Genomic DNA, 20357 nt, shown 5'->3' with positions numbered 1-20357 from the left:
TATGGGGTGGTCTGAATGCCGGCTGTTTCTTTAGTCGAGTGGGATATTGTCGAAGCCAGAGTGTCGGCTGCAAAGGCAAGATATGCGCTTTCAAAACAGTCTCTCGCATTCCTTTATCTGGTGCTGGAGCAGTTTTTTCCGGATCGATCTTCCGATTATCCTGAGATGATTGTCGATGGAGGAAACGATCTCGGGGTCGATGCAATTGAAATTCTTGAGAGAGAGGATCACGCTGAAGTTCTGGTCTTTCAATCAAAGCACAGGACATCTCTCGACTCCACGGACCGAACGATAAATGACGCGGAGGTTCTTAAAATTGGGTCATTTCTGCATTGTCTCTTTGGCAGAGAAGAAAGGCTTACGAAAACGGGGAACCTTCAACTTGCCGATGCTGTTTCGCGAATCTGGCAGCTCCACCGCACTGGCGTAATATGCCGTTATAAGGTTGTTTTTTGTAGCAACGGGAAGGGCTTGTCTCATTCGGCAACCACGATTCTCGATAGTACGCTTAATTCGATGCCTAGCGTTGATTATGAACTATACGGTCCTGCCGAAATTATGAGGGACATCGGCGCTACCGGTCGCGAACGTGAGAATGGGTATCTGCAAGTTATTGGTAGGGAAGCATTTGAGCGGAGTGACGGGGATATACGCGGGGTTATCGCATCCGTGGACGCACGCTCTTTCGTTGATATGATACGAACGTCAGATGGCAAATCCATCAAGCGACATTTGTTCGACGAAAACCTGCGCATTTTTCTCGGATCAACCGGCGGCTATAATAGCAATATTATCCAAACAGCCGTGTCCGAGGATAGCCATCTATTTTGGTATCTGAACAACGGCATAACGATTACCTGCAAAGATTATGCCTACAACAAGGGTCATTCGAACCCGGTGATTAAGATTGAAGATTTTCAGATCGTCAATGGTGCTCAAACCTCGCATTCGTTATTGGAAGCCTACAATCGTTCCCCAGACGCATTCGAAAATATTGTGATTATGGTCAGGGTTTACGCTACGGCGAGAGGAGATATTGCGGAGCGTGTAGCAGTTGCAACTAACAGTCAAGCTCGCATTCAAGCTCGAGATCTAAGAGCTAACCATCCGATACTCAAAAAGCTCGAGATAGCTTTTCTAAATCAAGGTTATTATTTCGAACGCAAACGAAATATGCATGCCGACAAGGACCCCGGGCGCCGTCTCGATGCCTTAAAGCTTGGCCAAATACTACTTTCATACGAGTTGGGGGAGCCGGATAGCGCTAAGGCGGACTCCGATAAGATTTTTGGCGAGCGGTTTGCAGGGATCTTTCACGAGAATTATTCCATTGAGGAACTATGTCGTCTTGTTGAACTCTATCGGTTGATAGAAGATATGCGTGACGACTACGTTGCTAAGCAGCAGGACGCTATAGAGTCTACAGGCGAGCAGCAGTACTTAGTATATGGACACTGGTTTGTACTCTATGCGGCGCATCTTATCTGCACTCAGAAGAAGTTGCCCATACCGTTCGGATCTGACGCGAAACAACTAGTATTTGATGCCCTTACTTTGGTCGCCAACGCATGTGCAACAGCGAAAAGCGCAGCGCAATATCAACTATTCCGTAGTCCACGAACGAAGAACAGGCTGATCGCAGAGCTTGAAGGTCGCCAACTGAGTCTGTTCGAACTTTGAAGTGCGATTGTCAGAGTCTGTGAGGTTCTTTCCCAAACCAAACAGTTAGTAAAAGCTAAGTTTGATGGACTAAGAGCTTCGAATGGATGAGACCTGAGGCGGGGAAGATGCCAAAAATTCAGAGTTTGAAATATTACGACCGCTCAGGAGATCAGCGGTTATTAAAGTTCAATACCGGTGTACTAAGTCCAAGTTTTGAACTCACGCTACTTACAGGTCAAAACGGCTCACAAAGAGCTCGGTGCTTCGGGATCTCGTATCGGCGCTTATACTGCCGGACCATCGGACGAGAGTACAGTTTTGCGGCCAGTATCAGGCACCCACGCCGACTCCAGTAGTTTGCTTTTCGGGATCGGTTGCTGACAGATTTCCCGTGAAGATGCAGGGTGGGCGCCGTACAGAATACGACGTGGCAAACTATCATTATATCGGCCAACGCGCCGGGACCAATTTACTCAGTAAAAAGCTTCCTCTGGAAACTGCAGTTATCTTCGCGTTGAACCCGGCGATGAAAGAGCGGTTTCGATTACCTTTCTTCGAAAGGACGTTTTCATTTTCAGGGCTTCTTCCCAGGCTGAGTCTAGATATCCGCTACGATCCCAAATTCCGTAAGCGGTTTCCATCGAAAACGCCGCACGAAATCCTCGCTATAGCTCTGGACGAAAACGCAGAAACGAAAAATCGAGGCGGCATATCTAAGGCTACCGCTCAAAGTGTGGTAGCCCAATTTTCTGGGGACGATTTCGATTTCTTGAACGTCCTAATAACGGAGCGCAAAGGAAAATCTCTCCAAACAACGTTGGATCAATTTAGTGTCACTGACACTCCAGAGAACCGCGCCGTGAGGCTTGGGTTATTGCTTGATATACTCATTATCGATCGAGCCTTTGTACAGCGTCCGGGCGAAGAACCGTTTTCGGCTTACGAGCTTAGTTCGGGTGAATACCACATGCTAACCAGTCTTCTGGCGTTAGGGTTTTCAGTTACAGCGGAATCTATTGTGCTGATTGATGAGCCGGAAAACAGCCTTCATCCTCAGTGGCAACAAGACTTTATGAGAACGGTCCTTGAGTTGTGTGAATTAATGCAAGATGGTCATCTCGTTATTTCTACACACTCGCCACTCATTGTAGCTTCTGCAAAACCCGATAGCATGATCGTCGATTTGAGTATCCCTATGGACGTCATGCCTGCGGCTCCGGTCCAGTTTGGCGCATCAAGTGATAGTATTCTTTTCGATCAGTTCGGCATCGCTTCGAGCCGGAACCTCAATGTAGTCGACCTTGTTCAAAGAGCCGTTAATCTGGTTGAAAACGATCTGACAAAAAGTGCTGATTTCATAATGCTTTTGCCGAGACTGCGGCATTTGCGCGAGGCGTTGTCGGAAAGCGACCCTTTAAGTGCGGTTGTTGATGCGTTATTGGATGGAGATCGTCGAGATTGAATATAGGCTTCGAACGCATTTTACCGACGCCCACCTACGCAAGCGGAGTTACGCTTGCATCATTTGCGGGTCGCAATTGGGATAGTCGCGCAAAGATTGTCACCGAATTCAAGCAGAATCTAAAAAGCACACTAAGGCATGCTCAGCGCTCTCTCTGCTGCTACTGTCGACGACCGCTTGGCGATTACCGTGACACCGAGCTTGAACATATCATCGAAAAATCTGCTCACCCCGCTTTCACCTTCGAAATTCGGAATCTGGCGCTTTCATGCTCAACGTGCAACAATCAGAAAGCGAGGAGTTATAAGCTGCTTTGCGAAAAACTAAAAAGGCGATCTAATAAAGTTTCTGGAGGAGGGGGCTTAATAAATTGTAGCCCCGTGCTCTCAAGAAACATACCACCAGTCGCGATTTCATCCGCAGCAGACTTTCGCTGGGTACATCCACATCTCGACGTTTTCAGCAATCATATCAAGGTAAAAAAGGGATACGTTTTTCAAAAACGATCATTAAAAGGCCATAGGACTATTCAAGGACTACAACTCAACGCTCTCACGCGAGTAGAGCATCGAGCGGCCGTTGAAAAGCTATTTTTGAGGCAAGGATTTCTAACAAGTGCAATCGGTGCTTTAGCGCAATTGCATTATCATAATCCCGCTCAAGTATATTCAATTATTGCAGACGTCCTTAGAGCAAAGATCCGGGCTGCGTAATAGCTATCCCATGGCAGTTATCTTCATAGCATTCTGGCCGCACGACCGCTTCGCCTTGTAGCATTATTGTAATAGTTGGATGCCTGCTGCACTGAGCGATGACGCGATTGCTCCATCGCTTCGGGGAGCGGAATGCCACGATTGGCCGCTTCGGTGAGATAGCCGGAGCGCAGGCCGTGCGCGGAGAATTCACTTGCGTCGAGCCCGGCCATTTGCGCGCGCTGTTTGACGATCCGGTTGACGGCGCTGGGTTCCAGCGCACGCGCGGACACATTGCTCCATCGATCGACTTTTCGAAACACGCTGCCCTTGTCGATCCTAGCTGCTTCCAGCCAGCGGGTGAGGGCTTCGACGGGTCGGCCGGTCAGATAGACGGTTTCATCGTGACCGGCACCACTGGTTTTGGTGCGACCGAGATGGATGCCGAGCGAGGGGAGGGGGGAACCATCCTCGTCAGTGACAGGCACCTGTTTGACCAGTTGTTCTACGCGCAAGCCTGCGATTTCGCTGCGCCGACGCCCGCCCGAGGCAAAGGCTACCATCAGGATAGCCCGATCCCGCAAAGCGGTGAGATCCTCGCCGGAACAGGTTGCCAGCAGCTTGTCCAGAATATCGCCGGTAATCGCATGGGCACTCTTGCGGCTGCGCGGCCGGTTCAGGGCGCGCACCGCAAGCCGGACGGCCGATTTGACGGACGGCGATGAAAACGCACCCTCCAGACCGCGCCAGCGGGTCAGCGTCGACCAGTTGGCCAGACGCCGGCGCACCGTTGCTGGTGCATGCGGCCCGGATACACGCAAAAAAGCCTTGTTGGCGCAATTCCTCTTCCACGCCGGTAGGCATGCCGTGATCGGGTTCGATCTCGCGCTGCTGTGGCCGCCACAAATGATGGGCGACGAATTTCAGGAGCAGGGCTTCCGGCGCCGGAAAGGGGAGGGGGGGCTGCCGGTTGCGGCCATTGACCAGGCTTCGAGATAGGCCAGATCCGAAGTTAGCGCGCGCAGCGTGTTTTCGCCCATGCCTTCATTGACCAGATGACGCAGTGTCTCGACATCCTGATCCGTCAAAATGCCAGCCAGCATGTCGCGCCGATTCATCGGTAAGACAGCGGCTATCGTATCGAGCGTTTCGGCGCGCTGTTCGATGGCGGATTGTGATATCGAGAATACACGGGAGTTTTTCATTATCTCAGTCGTTCTCTCAGGCTGTTTGGCAAAATGAGATTTCCTGTCCGCCTGGATTATTCCGCAAGCGGACCGTAGAAATTTTCCGACAGATGCCGCACTGAGCACATCACGAAAGCAAACGCTTCGAAACCAATCCAAAGGATTGGCGCGGTCAGCAATATTTTGATAGCTGAAGGATCTGTTTCCCGAAATAGCACTGGAAGAGCCAAGCCGCAGCAGAGACCAATGATCAGGCCTGCGGCGCCGGTGACAGTTTCAGAGATCCATACATTTATTTCACGGCCCCGCTTACGATACTGCGTAAAGGCAACGTGAGAAAAGCGCTCGATGTCCACAAAAGTAAGTCAACATCTGGTCAATGACGCGCAAGTCGAAGCCTTCGGCTTGCCGGACAGTGATTTCGATGGCTGCTGCCGAACCGAGCCAGACAGATAAAGCTATTGCCATAGCGAATCCATCGACTGCGCGACGGCTCATCTGTCTGCGAGATTGATGCCAGCTAAGAAGTGTGCGCTGAAAAGCGGCGTCGTTGTCGTATGTTTTGTTCATGTGTTCCTCGCATTTTGCCCTGACTTTCGCTGATTTGCGGCGTCAAATCAATAAGCTTCGATAACCTGTACTTATCGGATGTTATAAACCCGTAATGTTGACATCAGAGTAACGAAAGCTAGAGCAATATTCGGTTTCGTATAGAGATATTTGTGTAATCTATTGAAAAGGTTAGTTCGAAGAAAAGTCGTGCTATCCCGCCAGAAAGTCGTACGCGGGGCACATCCGTTGGCGGTGCTATTTTACTGTGCAATTGCGCGCTGACTTGCAATGTATCATAATCCGGTCTGTGAGAGAGAAGATTGCTTCAATTTCATGTTGAAGAAGGCGCGGATGACTGAGATCGACATTGATAGTCTGGATGAAGCAACGCTGATGGCGCTGAACCGTCGCATCGTTGAGCGCCTGCAATATCTGCATCAGCAAAAAGACGGCTTTAGCGTTGCAGGATATCAGGATCGGCAGCGGCGTGACGTTTACAGGGCCGGATGGAGCCGTAAATCGGGGCTTTGTTCTGCGCTGCAATCGTAAGACGGTGACGGTGCATACGGATGACGACAAGCAGTGGAACGTTTCACCGTCATTACTGACACTGACAGACCGCCATATTATGGATGAGGTGCCGGCAAAAGCAGGGCAGGTAGTCCCATTTTCAAAGCCTGGTGGTCGCAAGTAAGCGTGATCAGGCTTTTGCGATAATGAGAGAGCTGCAAGTTCAGGGGTCGCTGGCTGTTGACCGGGCACGCCAAGCCGGTCGCCGAGATAATGCCAGAAGGACAGACCAAGCTTTTTTGCAGGTCTTCATGAGACCGAGCATGGTATCGCGGGCGACACGCCCATCCCGGCTCATGGTACCGCCAGAGATCTTGCGTTTGGTGACGCAACTCCTCAGATCGTTCTCGGACGCATTGGTGTGCAACGGGATTTCGGGTCGTTCGAGAATTTTCAGCAATTCGTACTTACGGCGCAGTAAGCGCACCAGAAGCTTATCCAGATCAGCATATCCGGTGCGAATGGAAAATATCCGATCGAACCTGACTTCAAGGGCCTGAGCTGCACGACGGCTGGGACTTCGGGCAAAGTCTTTCAAAAGCTTGTAAAAGAGCCAGATGAGTTTGCGCAGAGTTTCGACATGTCCGACCTGCTGGGGCGTTGCTGGCATCAGCTTGTGCAACAAGCGTTCAGCATGCACCCAGCACAATGCATGCTCCCCAACCCGGAATTGCCCTGCATCGTCAGAGACAATGACCGTATTGCCCATAAGCCCGTGATATCGGATGGCTCCCCATAGACCAGCTTCACCGAACATGCGGACCGTATTGTTGTCGAAGATATCGACGCCATTTCTGAGCAGATGTTCAAGAAACGGCACCTGATTGGGAAAGTGCTGTGGTTTGCGGGGGTGTAAGCGGGCTATGAGTGCAGGATCAATGTTACGGGCTTGCAAATAATCGAATGCTGCATCGTTAAGAACATAGTCGGTATAATTGCCACGCAGCAGCGACAGAAAGTTCAGCCGTGATTTCGTCTTTGTGGTGCGAAAGACGCTAAAATGCGCGTTGCCGATATGAGTAGTATAGAAATTATCGCGGGCATGACGAGCACCGGTGTCGTCGACCGTTACATAGTCTGCCGACACAAGACCAGTATGCAGAACCGCAGCATCCTCAGCGATAAAACCATCCAGGTTCCTGGTTAGCAGACGAACAACCTGTCGTTTCGAGATATCCACGCCGATATCGTTCAACAGCGTCGATAGTCGTTCCATCGTCACCTGGCCCTGTGCATGAAGCATTAAACACAACCGCAGCAGATTGGGTCCGTAGCCGCCGACAATTCCGGCAGGCAGCGGCGCAAGGATTGTTTTACCGTCCGGGGTCACCCAGCATTCGCGCCGGTAATGAATAACTTCAGCACGCAAAACCACGTCGCGCACGTAATAGCTTTTGTAGCCCTTAAAGCGTGATCCAGCCGGAACATCGGCATGAAGAACAACGTCGCGGTCAACGCGGTCCGCGTCCAGTTTGGGCCCACGAGGTTTCTTCTTGCCGCCGCTGCTGTCGTGAACCTTCGCGTCTGTGGCCTTGTCCATGCCTGACGGTTTGAACGGCGGTCGTGGTGGCAGGTTTTTCAGCCGCGCAATTTCATCGCGAAGGAGTTGGTTCTCAACTTTAAGCCGGGTGTTTTCCAGACGCAGCTCGGCATTCTCCTCACGGAGTGCTGCATTCTCAGCTTCCAGTTTCTCAAGTCGAGCCTCTGCATGTTCTGCCTTTTCAACCAAACCCGTGACCAGACTGCGCAACGCATTCAGTGAAAGCGTGTCAGCATGCTCAGGCGAGGGAAGCGTTCTCTTCGGCATACCAAAAGAGAATCATGATTTGCCAAAATCAGGAATCCCATAGCCATGAAATATCGATGCGGAACACGCGATATGCACAGGGTTTAATATTTCTGACTTTGACTCAAAAACTAAACCACCGCCAACAAATATGCTCCGGTTACGCGAAGGGCACCCGAGCTTCACAAATCGTGGTGCAAACACTTGCAGAAATACGATGTTACAAAGGATTCATATATTGCACTACGAATGCAACCCCATTCTCATCGCGGGTGCGCGTACAGTGCTGACGATTGCTCAAGCTGGTGGACGTATCGATTTTTCGAGCTTCTTTATCGCCTCACGCAGAGAACGTTGCTCGTCAAAATAGTCCTCCCAGACCATTTTCTTTCCGAGCAGCGCGGGAACGGTCCGGATTGTAAATCGCTTGGGGTCGAGGCCCCTTCTGACCTGGGTCCAGTTGAGCGGCATCGACACCGTTGCCCCCTCGCGCATTCGGGGTGAGAGCGGTGCAACGGCTGTCGACATGCGGTCATTGCGTAGGTAGTCCAGGAAAATACGGCCTTTGCGCTGGCTTTTGGCCATTTTGATCAGGTAGCGGTCGGGCAAGTCGCCGGCCATTTGCTGGCAAACATCGTGTGCGAAACCCTTGGCTTCTGCCCAGCTGAGTTTTTTGCGTTTGCCGCGGCCAAGCGGCGTGACCACATGCAGTCCCTTGCCGCCCGTGGTTTTGCAGAAGCTGACCAGACCAAGCTGATCAAGGCGATCGCGCATTTCCAGCGCCGCTTCGATAACGCTCGAAAAAGCCACGTCAGGGCCAGGATCGAGATCAAACACCAGCCGACCAGGGATTTCGGGTTCATAGGATAAACAATTCCACGGATGCAGTTCGACGCCACCCATTTGAGCGACTGCTGCGAGCCCTTCCACCCGATCGATCTGGAGATAGGGCTTCCTGTCACCAAACACCTCTACAAGTTCGATCAGGTTCGAGGTACCTGGGAGCGCGTGACGCTGGAAGAACTGCTCGCCCTGCAAACCATCGGGCGCGCGAACCACCGAGCAGGGCCGGCCTTTGACATGGTTGATCAACCACGGTCCCACCGCCTCGTAATAGCGGGCGAGATCGAGTTTTGTGACCGGCTTTCCATCCCCGGCATCCGGCCAGAGTGTCTTATCAGTGCTCGAAATCAATACGCCCATGATATTGGGTTTGCCGCCTGCTTGAGAGGCGAGAATAAGTCCAGGCTTTGCGGTGTCGTTTTCAGGGACATCGACGTCGCTCGGCGCTGCCGGCTTTTCGGCAACCACCTCTTTCGCTGGCTTGTCCTCGCGCAACCCTTTGAACGCCGCTTGGCGAACGAGGCCGTCTGCCGTCCACCCGGCGAATTGTATCTCTGCGACCAATTGCGGTTTCATCCATTTGATATCGGTGCCTCCCTTGGGCGCACCGATACCGGTAAAAGGCGATTTCCTGGCCTCAAGCGCACGAAGTTTCGGTAGAATGCCCGCAACGGTTTTTGCGCCATAGCCGGTGCCGACACGACCAACATATACGAAATGTCTGCCGCGATTGACGCCGACGAGCAAAGAACGGAATTTGCCCTTGGTCGCGGCATAGCCGCCAATCACCACTTCATGGCCTGAACGGCATTTGGACTTGACCCAGCTGTCGGAACGACTTGAGACATAGCGGGCGTCCGCCTGTTTGGAAACGATGCCTTCCAGCGAAAGACGACAGGCGGAACGCAGAACCGCTTCCCCGCCTGTTTCAAAATGTGTCACATAGCGGATCAGCGGATCCTCACTGACGCTTTCTACCATCTGATCGAGTCGTTGCTTGCGGTGGGTGAGCGGAAGTTGCCGCAGGTCCTCGCTGCCGTCAAAAAGCAGATCAAACGCGAAATAAACCAGGGCATCGGTTTTGCCCTCGGACAAAGCTGCCTGCAACGCTGCAAAATCAGGTGCTCCACTTTCGTCCAGGGCGCAGATTTCCCCATCGATGATGCCGTCGGGGAGTGCTGCCGCGCTTTTACAATGGCTGGAAATCTTTCTGTCCAGTCGAGACCCTTTCGGGTTCTCAAGGTGACTATGCCAGAATTGACGTGCATCTGGATGCGGTAGCCGTCGAATTTGATTTCGTGAATCCAGTTTTTCGAAGCCGGCGGCCTCTCGCGGGTTTCGCATAATTGGGGTGGGATGAAGTCCGGCATGGTGGCGGGCTTTGACTTGGCGGTCTCCGACATCCTTTTGTTCTTTTCGCGCTTTTTAGCAGCAAGGCCATGACCGCTTTCCCAAACGGCGTCTGCCGCGATAGCGTCAGTTTCAACCATGAAGGGGCGCGGCTTTCTGCCTTTGCCGGTTGCTATCATCTGCATGGAACGAGCGGATGCGACAGAGGTGTCATTGTCGTCCAAAACGGCAGCACCGTCGCCGGACACGGAAAACGCGTCTTGATGCTTGATCAGCAACCAGTTGGTGCGCTTGGAGCCGTTGTGATCCGCTTTCATGCGCACCAGCACAAAGCTGCCATGCAGTCGCTTACCTTCCAGCGTGAATTTCAGATCGCCTTTGGCAAGCGCCTCGCCGGCGGTCAGTTCTCCTTCTAGTGTCCAGTAACCACGGTCCCAGAGCATCACAGTGCCGCCGCCATATTGACCTTTGGGGATCGTTCCCTCGAAATCCCCGTAATCAAGCGGATGGTCTTCGACCTCGACCGCCAGGCGCTTGTCGCCGGGATCAAGAGAGGGTCCTCTGGTTACGGCCCAGGATTTGAAAACACCGTCAAGTTCGAGACGCAGATCGTAATGCAGTCGCGTCGCAGCATGTTTCTGAATAACGAAGCGCAGCTTCTTCGAGGCCTTTGGCCGGTTCGCGCCTTTTGGCTCCTGCGTCTTTTCAAAGTCGCGCTTTTTTTTGTAGGTTGCGAGTTTATCGCGGGCCATGACTGTCCTCATCAAGCTGTCAGTGCCACATCGAGACGTCCACTATAAAGCGGTGATGCCAGACTGCTCAATTCTGACCCGCAGCGTCTTGCTGCCGCGAGACGAGAGAAGGAAGAACTTGACCGTCGCTGGCCCCGCGGTCTCCTCGGCACCTGATCACTGAGACAACAACCGCGAAAGATGGTTTTTGTTCCTGCCGTGCTCTGCGCACTCAAAAAACCCTGCAAAAGCGTGGAGCTTTGCACGGGGGACATCCGCAACAAACAGCGAATACGCCTTAATGTCTGAAGCGCTTTTTTTTTGCCTTCAATGCGATATTCAAAACCGTAATCCACGCCAGGACGCAGTCTGCTGTCGCCAAAGGGCTGGCGCAGAGGACCGGCAAGCACCGATCTGAATGCGCGCACAGCACTTGACGGGCGATACTGAAACAATCGCATGGCAGCGAAAGACAGAACTGTGACGAGCAGCACTGCGAATGTCCACCACCTTTTATGGAAGAGGAACAGCGGCAGGACAAAAATGCAATGCGCGTCGAGCAGGAAAAACGAGGGAGTGCGCATGGTTTCCCGCCACATGATGGTCCGGCCGTAAAGATCCTCGTCCCTATTCATGGCATTGCTTCGTTCCGTGATGCTAGGCCAGACGAGGGTTGCAGCACGCTCTCAAGAAACAACACGCCGATCAGACTTCCGGCTTCCAGTTTGACAAGGGGACCCTTGGGCACAACCCCCTTCGATATCCTGCGCCATGCGTTGACCGGCCTTGCCCGCCATCTGACAATAGCAAACACCGGAACTGGCGCCATTGGTGCCAATCAACGTCGTCTCGACCGGCCGATCAAGGGGCACGGAGATTGATGTAATTATGACTTTTCCAGCTAATTAAATGGAAGAAAGCACTTCTTAATCCATCTCCAGAGTAGAAACATAGTGGGAGTGACCAGAAACATCCCCAATCTAAGCCAGATTGTTTTCCCGGTTTCATCCAACAGGATTTTTAAAGGACCTAAGCCACATGAAACTCCAGCCATGCAGACCTGGCGTGAAATAGCATGCTTGAAATCCGCATGATATCAGTATCATAGATACAGCTCTGTTCGCGCATAGGTTAAAGTTACACTGCCCCCGTCACGATGTCGTTTCCATCCATCGCACCATTGTTGCTATAAGCAACTGATTGCAAAATAACGCATCCGGATTTCAGATGGTTCCTCGCTTCTTCAGACGCTACTTTGCCAGTTTCGCCGCTTGTCTATGCGGTTTGCTGCTGTTGCCGTAGATTCTGGGCGTACCGGGCAATCCAACGCTTGGGCAGGATTTTGCATGGACCTCGGGTCTTCTGGCAATGGTTGCTTATCTGGTGATGTTTCAATGTGTTAAAATGATCCAGAGCCGAGACAGATTTGGCAAGCCAAAGCTTTCCACGCGGCTTGATAGCGGCCTTCATGCAGCTTCCATAGTGCTGTCTGCAGTGCTCGGGGTCGCAGTCATCCTTCTCGTTTGGTTAAATGTTGAGGTGAGCGGAGGAAGGCAAAGCGAAAAACATCATGAGGCTCTGTTCTCTGCCAATGATTTTTTTGTCGCAACCATTGTCCGCAGAAGGCTTCAACCCACGCGTTGTCGATAAGGAGAACGATCAATCCATCGACGCTGGAGGTCTTGGGCTATACCCAAAATGATTATCGTTGCCAGAAGCGGCGCGGAACATTCTAACCGCTGGGATGTTAGATGGGGAGCAAGCGCAGTCAAGGCTAGCCCAGCCTAAGGAGTGAACCATGAAACCTGCCACCATTGCTGCGGTCCTCTTCACCATGGCACTGTGTCATCTGCCGAGTGCCGTATCGGCTGAAGAATCCGGCCTTCCCAATCAATCAAGTGGACAAGAACCCGAGGTCCCTGGCAACAATTCCACTACGGGCGCTAAACCTGTTCCACCCAACAGCAAATCGGCGCCGAAATCTCCGCAGGAGCAGCAGGAAGATGCGCAACGCAAGGCAGAAAAGCTAAGGAAATGCGCGCCGGGACAGGATGCCAAAGCATGTCGTGAATATAATGTGAAACACAGCAAGAAATGAACCCGCTTTACAGCAGGACATAGATTAGCATTTCGATAAATCACACGCCATGCGTCCTACAACGGAAGGCGGGCGACGGCCTATGGCAATTTAAGCGTGGCGAACTTCAACGAATGCGTAGGAGCGCGAGACACACTGATCGATAATTGATCCCTAGGCCATAATTTGAACTGGATGCCTTCAGACTGTTCCCGATCAGGATTGCTTTTTCTTATGCGAAGGCTTGCCCTTGTGTTTGGTTGAAGCGAGTTCCTCGAGCTCTTTTTTACTCATCGTGTTTTCCATTTGTTTCGAGGCTCCCCGAAGCTCTGCTTTGGGTTTGTCTCCGCGTTTTGCGGCAAGGTCCGCACCCGCTGCTTGTTGTTGCGCTTTTGACTTGGCAGGCATGTTTGAGACTCCCATTATGTTTTCATCATTTGCCAATAAAGATCGCGTTTACAATCTCATGCAGGCTGTGCCGCGTGTTGCGCAGGCTTGTTGGACGCGATGCGGTTGCACGACCTGCAACCGCACTTTCGCAGAGCCAGGGGTCATCGCTTTTCGGAAACGCCTTCGTGTAGGCTGCGGTTGAGGAACATCTGCGTCGTCTCATCGAGATGATCTTCAAGCCATTTCGCCATTTGCTGTTCTTCTCGAAGGCTTTCCTCACAAAGCCGCGCGATGTCGGATTCACCGAGAAAGGTGGCTGCCGAAATCAGAATACGGTAGGAGGCGATCTCCATGTTCTCGAACGAATAGCTGGCAAGAGAACCTTTCAATATTTCGTCGCCTGCAAATACCCCGCTCAGCGATTGTGCCATCGCCATCATCTTACCACCCGCATCCTTAAGCGCCGAGGAATCCTCGCCGAGAATCTTAAGGCATTGATCAAGACGCGAAGCTTGTCTTTTGGTCTCCTCGACATGCTGTTGAATGCGTTCGGCCAGCACCGGATAGTTCTCAATCCGGGACAAGAGGCCATTCATCATTGTCTCCGCCTGTTCCTCCACGGCATGGGCGTCACGCAGCCACTGCACGAGCCATTCTTTTGCTTCTGTCATGTCTAAATCTCCTCTTGTGGAACATGCCCCCAACCACTGCGAAGCAGCTTTGTTCCCCGACATGAACCCGCGATGCGCATGACATCGGCAATGAGCGACCTTGGTCGCGTGGCTTACGATCTGGATCGTGCGCGGGCTGCGGAAGCGCGAAGATAAACCCTTGGCTTTTGGGAGAGTTTTCATTGCGCATATTCACAATTGCCGCGCTTCCGCTTTGGCGTTCAAAAACTTTCCTGCAGCGAATTGGCGCGCAAGCCCGTTTGACTACCGCTCCAATTGACAGGCAAATTTCTCGACCGATGAGAAAATGTGCGCCATTGCGGTTCGGCAGAGGGGCGATAGGGTCAGCAGCCAGGGAACAAGGAAGCGTCGGAACAGTTGATGTTTTGCCGGGAACGTGCAATCCCGTCGCGCCAACTTAAGACGGAACGCCGCCGGCTTTAGGGAGATGTTCCCAATTGAAAAATAATGATCTTCAATCTTTCTTTGCCCGCGATGCGAGTGTAGTGGCACCGCAGCTCATCGGCTGGGGGCTAACGCTTGAGGGAGTTGGGGGCATGATTGTGGAGACCGAAGCCTATAACCGGATGGATCCCGCCTCCCACAGCTTCAAAGGCCCGTCCCGAAGAAATCGTTCGATGTTCGGACCTCCTGGCCATGCTTATGTCTACCGAATATACGGTCTGCATTGGTGTTTGAACTTTGTCTGCCTGGATGGTTCTGCTGTCTTGTTGCGAGCGCTAGCACCCGCCAAGGGTCTTGCTTTCATGCAACAAAGAAGAGGGACCAGCAATGAGTTGGCTTTGGGCTCAGGACCTGCGAAACTTGCCCAGGCGATGGGGGTTACCGCTGAGCTTGACGGCGCGCCACTTTTTGATCAGCCGTTCGAACTGATCGCTTCACAGGCGGATCCACGCATTGAAACAGGCCCTCGCATCGGGATCAGCCGCGCGCAGGACGTTGCCTGGCGGTTTTGGCTTTCAGGAAGTCCTTATGTCAGCCGCCCGCCTGCCCGCAGACTGACGTGATGGTTACGGCCATCCCAACATCGCGTTCCGGCTAAGAAAGCGGCTATCGGAGTTTCGCCCCTGTATCACGTGAAGCCCGGGTAGGGCTCGTCTCGCAAACATGCAGCCAGGTGAACACAATTGGCTGCCAGCAGCCTAGTGGCGGTCACAACGGCTTCGGGGATCTCGTCGAGATCGATAAAGTTGGTGGACTGCATGGCCTCGCCCACCCAGTAGGTGACGGCGTTGGCAGGCAATGTGAAGCCAACATCATTGAGCGCCTGAAAAAGCTCGGCCGAAACATGATGCGCTCCGTCCTCGTTTCCTACCACAACGACAGCCGCGACGCGTCCGTAGGAGGGCATGCGGTTTCTGTCATCGGCTTCCGATAAAAACGCGTCCATACGTTCCAAAGCGCGTTTGCAGACGCTGGATGGTTGGCCGAGCCAGATCGGCGTGCCGATCAGAATAATATCGGCTTCGACGATTTTCTGTCGCAGCTCGGGCCATTGATCATCCCCACCTTCATCCGAGCTGACGCCAGACGCAATGGTAAAATCTGTCAGAAGCACATGCTCGGTTTCCACACCAAACGGATGAAGCTCAGTTTCGACATAGGATAACAGCTTTTTTGTCGAGGACTGCTTGTCAGACGTTTTCAATGTCGCGTTGAGAGCGAGAGCTTTCAACGGCTTCTGTGATCGGCTGCTCATGATTATTCCTTTATTGTCTACACCAGCACCGGGCGCACCGGACTGTTTCTTGGTGTCGGGGGGCGGCCATACCCCCGCTATTGACCGGTTATGGATCGGCATTGTCGCGGTTGACCTAACCACAGCAACTGCAAAATGTTTCGCGCTCCCTCCACTGCATTGGTCGCAATTTGGGATGAGATGTCCGCTGAACCTCCTGGCTAGGTAGGATATGACAACGAAAAGCAGCTTTGGCTTGAAGGTTAGGGAACCTTGAACCAATCGGCGGGTTAGGAGCGCAGTTCTTGAAGGGAGAGAGCGAATGCCAGCCAAGAAAAGCCAGCCTGCAACCGCCACGATTCACGACCAGAAGCTTGAAAGAGGGGCGGGAGGAGAGCTTCATCAGACTGTCGAGGAGGGCAAGACGCGGCTGACCACCGCCCAGGGCGTACCGATAGCCGACGATCAGAACAGTCTCAAGATCGGGTCGCGCGGCCCGGCTCTCATGGAGGATTTTCATTTTCGGGAGAAAATTTTTCATTTCGATCATGAGCGCATTCCCGAACGCGTGGTTCATGCACGGGGATATGGCGCGCATGGCTATTTCGAGAATTATGCGTCGCTGGCTGCCTATACACGGGCAGATCTTTTTCAGCGTGCTGGCGAGAAAACGCCGGTTTTTTGTCCGCTTTTCCACGGTGGCGGGCTCAAAAAGGATCGTTTGATCTGGCGCGGGACGTGCGCGGTTTCGCGGTCAAATTCTACACCCAGGAAGGAAACTGGGATCTTGTCGGCAACAATATACCGGTCTTCTTCATTCAGGACGCGATCAAATTCCCGGACATCATTCACGCGGTGAAGCCGGAGCCGGATCGCGGTTTCCCGCAAGCGCAATCAGCGCATGACAATTTCTGGGATTTCATCAGCCTTACGCCGGAATCCATGCATATGATCATGTGGGTGATGTCTGACCGCGCCATACCGCGCTCTTTCCGTTTCATGGAAGGATTTGGGGTCCACACCTTCCGTTTGGTCAATGCCAGGGGCGAATCCACATTCGTGAAATTCATCTGGAAGCCAAAGCTCGGATTGCAATCGGTGCTGTGGAACGAGGCCGTCAAGATCAATGGGGCGGATCCGGACTTTCATCGCCGCGATCTTTGGAACGCCATACAGGCCGGGGATTTCCCGGAATGGGAACTCAATCTGCAGGTCTTCGACCAGGAATTTGCCGACAGTTTTGATTTTGATGTGCTGGATCCCACCAAGATTATTCCTGAAGAGATTCTCGCTCCGATACCGGTCGGCCGATTGGTGCTGAATCGCATGCCGGATAACTTCTTTGCCGAGACGGAACAGGTTGCCTTCATGACGCAAAACGTGCCCCCGGGTATCGATTTTTCAGACGATCCCCTGCTTCAGGGGCGCAACTTCTCCTATCTCGATACGCAACTTAAACGACTTGGCAGCACCAATTTCACACATCTGCCGATCAACGCTCCCAAATGTCCGTTTCATCATTTTCAGCAGGATGGGCACATGGCGATGCGAAATCCCGTGGGGCGGGTGAATTATCAGCCCAATTCATGGCAGGAAGAGCCGCGTGAAGATCCGCAGACGGGGTTTGCGACCCAGCCCGCAGAGGTGCGCGGGGAAAAGCTTCGACTGCGTCCGGAAAGCTTCGCGGATCACTACAGTCAGGCACGACAGTTTTTTATCAGTCAGACAGCAGTGGAACAGCATCATATCGCCGCCGCGCTGACGTTTGAATTAAGTCGATGCGAGAATGTGAAGATCCGGGAGAGGATGGTTTCACACCTGCTTAACATTGATGAGGGTCTGGCAACCAACGTCGCTGATAAGCTTGGTATTCAGGCGCTGCCCGCTGCTGCGGACCCCGCGCTTACGCCGCGACAGGATCTGGAGCCCTCGCCAGCGCTCAGTATTATCAAAAATGGCCCCGAGAGCTTCGCGGGACGGAAACTCGGCGTTCTGGTGGGCGCAGGATGTGATGCCGGAATCTTCAACACGCTTAGAGATCGGTTTGCAGGCGGCGATGCCATGGTCGAGGTCGTTGCCCCGCAGGTGGGTGGTGTCGAGGCAGAGGATGGCAGCTTGATTGCTGCGGATTATATGGTCGATGGAGGTCCATCGGTTCTGTTTGACGCAGTCGCACTCGTGCTATCGGAACAGGCTGCAGAGCGCTTATGCGGTGAAGCGACAGCGCGGGATTTCGTGTCGGATGCCTTTGCGCATTGCAAATACATCGCTTTCACGCATGGTGCCCTGCCGCTGCTGCAACGTGCCGGAATTGATCCAGATATGGATGAAGGGCTGATTTTGCTTGAAGACGAGAAGGCGATCCAGAATTTCTACGCGTCCTGCGCAAAATTGCGCGTCTGGGCGAGGGAAACTGCGGTCAAACTGGGATAAGCAAAGCGCCTTCCGCCCGCGCGTTGACGATAGCGGGAGGCGCAAATTTTGGTGCCGTCACCACGCAGCCCCCATATTGAACCCTCCTTAACGGGAGCGGCTTATGCATTGCGCAATCCAACCCTTGTTTGCGCAACGATGACTATACGAGTTGATGGATGGGTGCGCACTCATAGGGCTGGCTTGGTCGTCAAAGCCACCAAACACATTGCGAAGCAATGATAGTTCCGCGCTCCTTAAATCCGCGGCAGCGTGAATAATCGCAACCGCGTTTAGGTTTTTTCGCAGCTAACGACGCGGGTTGGGCAGCGAGAGAAATGACTGGCATTGCTCATCAAACTCGGTTGCGATCAGACCGCGAGCCGCTTCGACGGGGCGTTGGTCGATTTGCTCGACACGGTAGAGCTTTTCGTCGCGAAACGCTGAACTATGGCTTAAGCCGGGCATTGGCTGCTGATCTGTTTCCTGCATGAACTCTGTTTCGGCGGCGACCAGTCTCGCATCGGCGGGAGAGGCGGCCGCGACCAGCCGCCCGCCTGAAATCGGGGCTCGATCCTGTGCTTCGGCTCCTTTCTGGGGAAGCAGGGCAAATAGGTACATTTCGGTCGAGGGTGTGACGGCAATGCGTTGATCTGGTGCTTCGCCCCACTCATTGGGTGGATTGATATCTCGATATCGCATGGGACACTCCTTTTTGGCGTGATGCCTTGATGGCCGAACCCGGCTGAAAAGGACTTGTTCCCTTTGCTTTGCGAAACCACCCAACCAAAAGCCTGTGCAAATGGAACAGTTCCCGCGCGGACGAGTTCGGGGGATGAAAATGAGAACAATGGGAACGGAAACCCGGGCGTCCAGTCAGCCATCTCGTGGGCGGGCATGCTCGCAGTTGCAAACAGGGAGAAGACAATGAAGGCGTTAACGTGGCACGGTACTGGCGACATACGTTGTGAGGAAGTAGACGATCAATCATCCAGGATGAGCGCGATGCGATCATCAAGGTGACAAGCTGTGCCATCTGCGGCTCTGATCTGCATCTTTATGGTGGCTTTGTGCCAGGGATGCATGCCGGCGATATTATGGGCCATGAGACCATGGGCGAGGTGGTGGAGGTCGGCAAAGGAAGCCGCAAGTTGAAGGTGGGCGACCGCATTGTTGTGCCTTTACGATTTCGTGCGGTGGGTGCCGAATGTGCAGCCGTGGTCTTTTTTCGCTCTGTGAGCGCTCGAATCCAAAAGCTGCCTTGCAGGCTGAGCAGATCGGTTATCCAACGGCGGGTCTCTTTGGTTATTCCGAGCTTTACGGACGTTTCCCAGGTGGGCAGGCGCAGTATCTCAGGGTGCCTTTCGCCGATGTCGGATCGGTCGTGATACCGGACGGGCTCAGCGATGACCAGGTCCTCTTTTTGTCAGATATTTTTCCAACCGGTTATATGGCGGCGGAGAGTTGCGACATTCGGCCCGGACAGAGCGTGGTGGTTTTTGGTTGTGGTCCAGTCGGCCTTTTTGCAATCAAGTCGGCCTTTTTATTGGGTGCGGAGAAAGTCATAGCGATTGATACCATTCCAGAACGTCTCGCTTTGGCTCGGCAGGCAGGAGCAGACGTGTTGGATTACACAGATGAGGAGCTTCAGCAGCAGATTATCGATCTGACCAACGGTCAGGGACCGGATGCGGTGATCGAAGCAGTGGGCATGGAAAGTCATGGAGCGGGCGGGGTGATCGAAACCCTGCAATCAAGCCTTACTGCCAGTGAGCGGCCCTATGCCCTTAACCAGGCAATTCTCGCTTGTCGTCCGGGTGGCGTTGTGTCGATCCCCGGCGTATTCGTGGGGTCTCAAGTTCCGACGGCGCTGGGGGCAGTGGTGGGCAAGGGTCTTACCTTGAAGACCGGACAAACCCATGTGCAGCGCTATCTTGAGCCCTTGTTGCAATTGATCATAGAGGGGAAGATCGACCCATCCTTTTTAATCACCGACCGCCTGGGCCTTGAAAACGGTCCTGAGGCCTATAAAAGGTTTCGCGACAAACAGGATGGCTGCATCAAGGTTGTGATGAGACCCATTGGCTGTGTGTTGACGGCGAACAAGGCCCGCAATGGAGCGGTGATCAGCGCTTTGCATGATGCTTGCGGTGAGCCCACAGCCTTCGGAGACAACGCCAATCGGGCCAGCGAATGAGCCAGAGAGTGGGTTGTGCATCGACTGTTGTTCGCTATCCGCTGTCGCCAGGTAGAAGAGGGCGCCATTTCTGCTT

The 20357-nt window shown here is 53.2% G+C and carries 12 protein-coding genes and 6 pseudogenes; 9 read left to right on the top strand and 9 right to left on the bottom strand.

Annotated elements, in window-relative coordinates; translation table 11 throughout:
• Positions 1-15: 15 nt before the first annotated feature.
• The 3 genes from C9380_RS26635 (at position 16) to C9380_RS26625 (ending at position 3837) form a co-directional block, all read left to right on the top strand.
• A complete protein-coding gene (locus tag C9380_RS26635; RefSeq protein WP_128095163.1) occupies positions 16-1680 on the top strand; it encodes an AIPR family protein in 1665 nt (554 codons plus the stop codon).
• 409 nt (positions 1681-2089) lie between these two features.
• A complete protein-coding gene (locus C9380_RS26630; RefSeq protein ID WP_217284130.1) occupies positions 2090-3124 on the top strand; it encodes an AAA family ATPase in 1035 nt (344 codons plus the stop codon).
• Positions 3121-3837 carry an HNH endonuclease gene (locus C9380_RS26625; RefSeq protein WP_128095162.1) on the top strand — a complete coding sequence of 239 codons (717 nt, stop codon included), beginning with the start codon at positions 3121-3123 and terminating at the stop codon, positions 3835-3837. Before C9380_RS26630 ends, C9380_RS26625 begins: the two co-directional genes overlap by 4 nt.
• Before the next feature lie 23 nt (positions 3838-3860).
• Here C9380_RS26625 and C9380_RS26620 read toward each other — a convergent pair.
• Both C9380_RS26620 and C9380_RS26615 read right to left on the bottom strand, forming a co-directional pair.
• Positions 3861-5021: pseudogene (locus tag C9380_RS26620) on the bottom strand (site-specific integrase).
• 291 nt (positions 5022-5312) lie between these two features.
• A complete protein-coding gene (locus tag C9380_RS26615; RefSeq protein WP_128095161.1) occupies positions 5313-5573 on the bottom strand; it encodes a hypothetical protein in 261 nt (86 codons plus the stop codon).
• Between the two features lie 318 nt (positions 5574-5891).
• Here C9380_RS26615 and C9380_RS28835 point away from each other — a divergent pair.
• Positions 5892-6249: pseudogene (locus C9380_RS28835) on the top strand (hypothetical protein).
• 14 nt (positions 6250-6263) lie between these two features.
• Here C9380_RS28835 and C9380_RS26605 read toward each other — a convergent pair.
• From C9380_RS26605 to icmT, 3 genes and pseudogenes are all read right to left on the bottom strand, one after another.
• Positions 6264-7932, bottom strand: a pseudogene (locus tag C9380_RS26605) (IS66 family transposase); the annotation flags it as partial.
• Between the two features lie 276 nt (positions 7933-8208).
• Positions 8209-10856, bottom strand: a pseudogene (ligD, locus tag C9380_RS26595) (DNA ligase D).
• An 11-nt stretch (positions 10857-10867) separates the two neighbouring features.
• The gene (icmT, locus tag C9380_RS28830) at positions 10868-11419 is read right to left on the bottom strand and encodes an IcmT/TraK family protein (protein WP_353954677.1); all 552 of its coding nucleotides are present in this window, start codon (positions 11417-11419) and stop codon (positions 10868-10870) included.
• Between icmT and C9380_RS26590 the strand changes: the two genes are divergently transcribed.
• Together C9380_RS26590 and C9380_RS26585 are read left to right on the top strand one after the other, a co-directional pair.
• The gene (locus tag C9380_RS26590) at positions 11384-11716 is read left to right on the top strand and encodes a hypothetical protein (protein ID WP_128095160.1); all 333 of its coding nucleotides are present in this window, start codon (positions 11384-11386) and stop codon (positions 11714-11716) included. The genes icmT and C9380_RS26590 overlap by 36 nt on opposite strands.
• 917 nt (positions 11717-12633) lie before the next feature.
• Complete coding sequence (locus C9380_RS26585; protein WP_094574747.1) at positions 12634-12933, top strand: hypothetical protein; 300 nt, start codon at positions 12634-12636, stop codon at positions 12931-12933.
• 195 nt (positions 12934-13128) lie between these two features.
• Here C9380_RS26585 and C9380_RS26580 read toward each other — a convergent pair whose 3' ends face one another.
• Complete coding sequence (locus C9380_RS26580) at positions 13129-13320, bottom strand: DUF3008 family protein (RefSeq protein ID WP_128095159.1); 192 nt, start codon at positions 13318-13320, stop codon at positions 13129-13131.
• 143 nt (positions 13321-13463) lie between these two features.
• Complete coding sequence (locus C9380_RS26575) at positions 13464-13973, bottom strand: ferritin-like domain-containing protein (RefSeq protein ID WP_128095158.1); 510 nt, start codon at positions 13971-13973, stop codon at positions 13464-13466.
• 458 nt (positions 13974-14431) lie between these two features.
• Between C9380_RS26575 and C9380_RS26570 the strand changes: the two genes are divergently transcribed.
• Entirely contained in the window at positions 14432-15001 is a 570-nt protein-coding gene (locus C9380_RS26570; RefSeq protein ID WP_094574753.1) for a DNA-3-methyladenine glycosylase, read from the top strand.
• Positions 15002-15066: 65 nt separating this feature from the next.
• On the opposite strand, the gene C9380_RS26565 is transcribed toward C9380_RS26570, so the two are convergent.
• On the bottom strand, positions 15067-15693 hold the full coding sequence (locus tag C9380_RS26565; protein WP_094574755.1) for a flavodoxin family protein: 627 nt from the start codon (positions 15691-15693) through the stop codon (positions 15067-15069).
• Between the two features lie 301 nt (positions 15694-15994).
• Here C9380_RS26565 and katE point away from each other — a divergent pair.
• Positions 15995-18105, top strand: a pseudogene (gene katE, locus C9380_RS26560) (catalase).
• Positions 18106-18393: 288 nt separating this feature from the next.
• Here katE and C9380_RS26555 read toward each other — a convergent pair.
• Positions 18394-18786, bottom strand: a complete 393-nt coding sequence (locus tag C9380_RS26555) for a hypothetical protein (protein WP_128095157.1) — start codon at positions 18784-18786, stop codon at positions 18394-18396.
• Positions 18787-19011: 225 nt separating this feature from the next.
• Between C9380_RS26555 and C9380_RS26550 the strand changes: the two are divergent.
• Positions 19012-20164, top strand: a pseudogene (locus C9380_RS26550) (zinc-dependent alcohol dehydrogenase); the annotation flags it as partial.
• Positions 20165-20357 lie beyond the last annotated feature (193 nt).

Origin of the sequence: Brucella pituitosa (assembly GCF_003049685.1) — a bacterium.
GTDB lineage: Bacteria > Pseudomonadota > Alphaproteobacteria > Rhizobiales > Rhizobiaceae > Brucella > Brucella pituitosa.
This window is presented reverse-complemented; position numbering and strand designations above follow the sequence as displayed.

Excerpts from the sequence above, each read along its gene's own strand:
- C9380_RS26565 (WP_094574755.1), bottom strand. The coding sequence starts at position 15,693 with ATGAGCAGCCGATCACAGAAGCCGTTGAAAGCTCTCGCTCTCAACGCG.
- C9380_RS26615 (WP_128095161.1), bottom strand. The coding sequence starts at position 5,573 with ATGAACAAAACATACGACAACGACGCCGCTTTTCAGCGCACACTTCTT.
- C9380_RS26580 (WP_128095159.1), bottom strand. The coding sequence starts at position 13,320 with ATGCCTGCCAAGTCAAAAGCGCAACAACAAGCAGCGGGTGCGGACCTT.
- C9380_RS26635 (WP_128095163.1), top strand. The coding sequence starts at position 16 with ATGCCGGCTGTTTCTTTAGTCGAGTGGGATATTGTCGAAGCCAGAGTG.
- C9380_RS26555 (WP_128095157.1), bottom strand. The coding sequence starts at position 18,786 with ATGCGATATCGAGATATCAATCCACCCAATGAGTGGGGCGAAGCACCA.
- C9380_RS26575 (WP_128095158.1), bottom strand. The coding sequence starts at position 13,973 with ATGACAGAAGCAAAAGAATGGCTCGTGCAGTGGCTGCGTGACGCCCAT.
- C9380_RS26590 (WP_128095160.1), top strand. The coding sequence starts at position 11,384 with ATGCGCGTCGAGCAGGAAAAACGAGGGAGTGCGCATGGTTTCCCGCCA.
- icmT (WP_353954677.1), bottom strand. The coding sequence starts at position 11,419 with ATGCGCACTCCCTCGTTTTTCCTGCTCGACGCGCATTGCATTTTTGTC.
- C9380_RS26585 (WP_094574747.1), top strand. The coding sequence starts at position 12,634 with ATGAAACCTGCCACCATTGCTGCGGTCCTCTTCACCATGGCACTGTGT.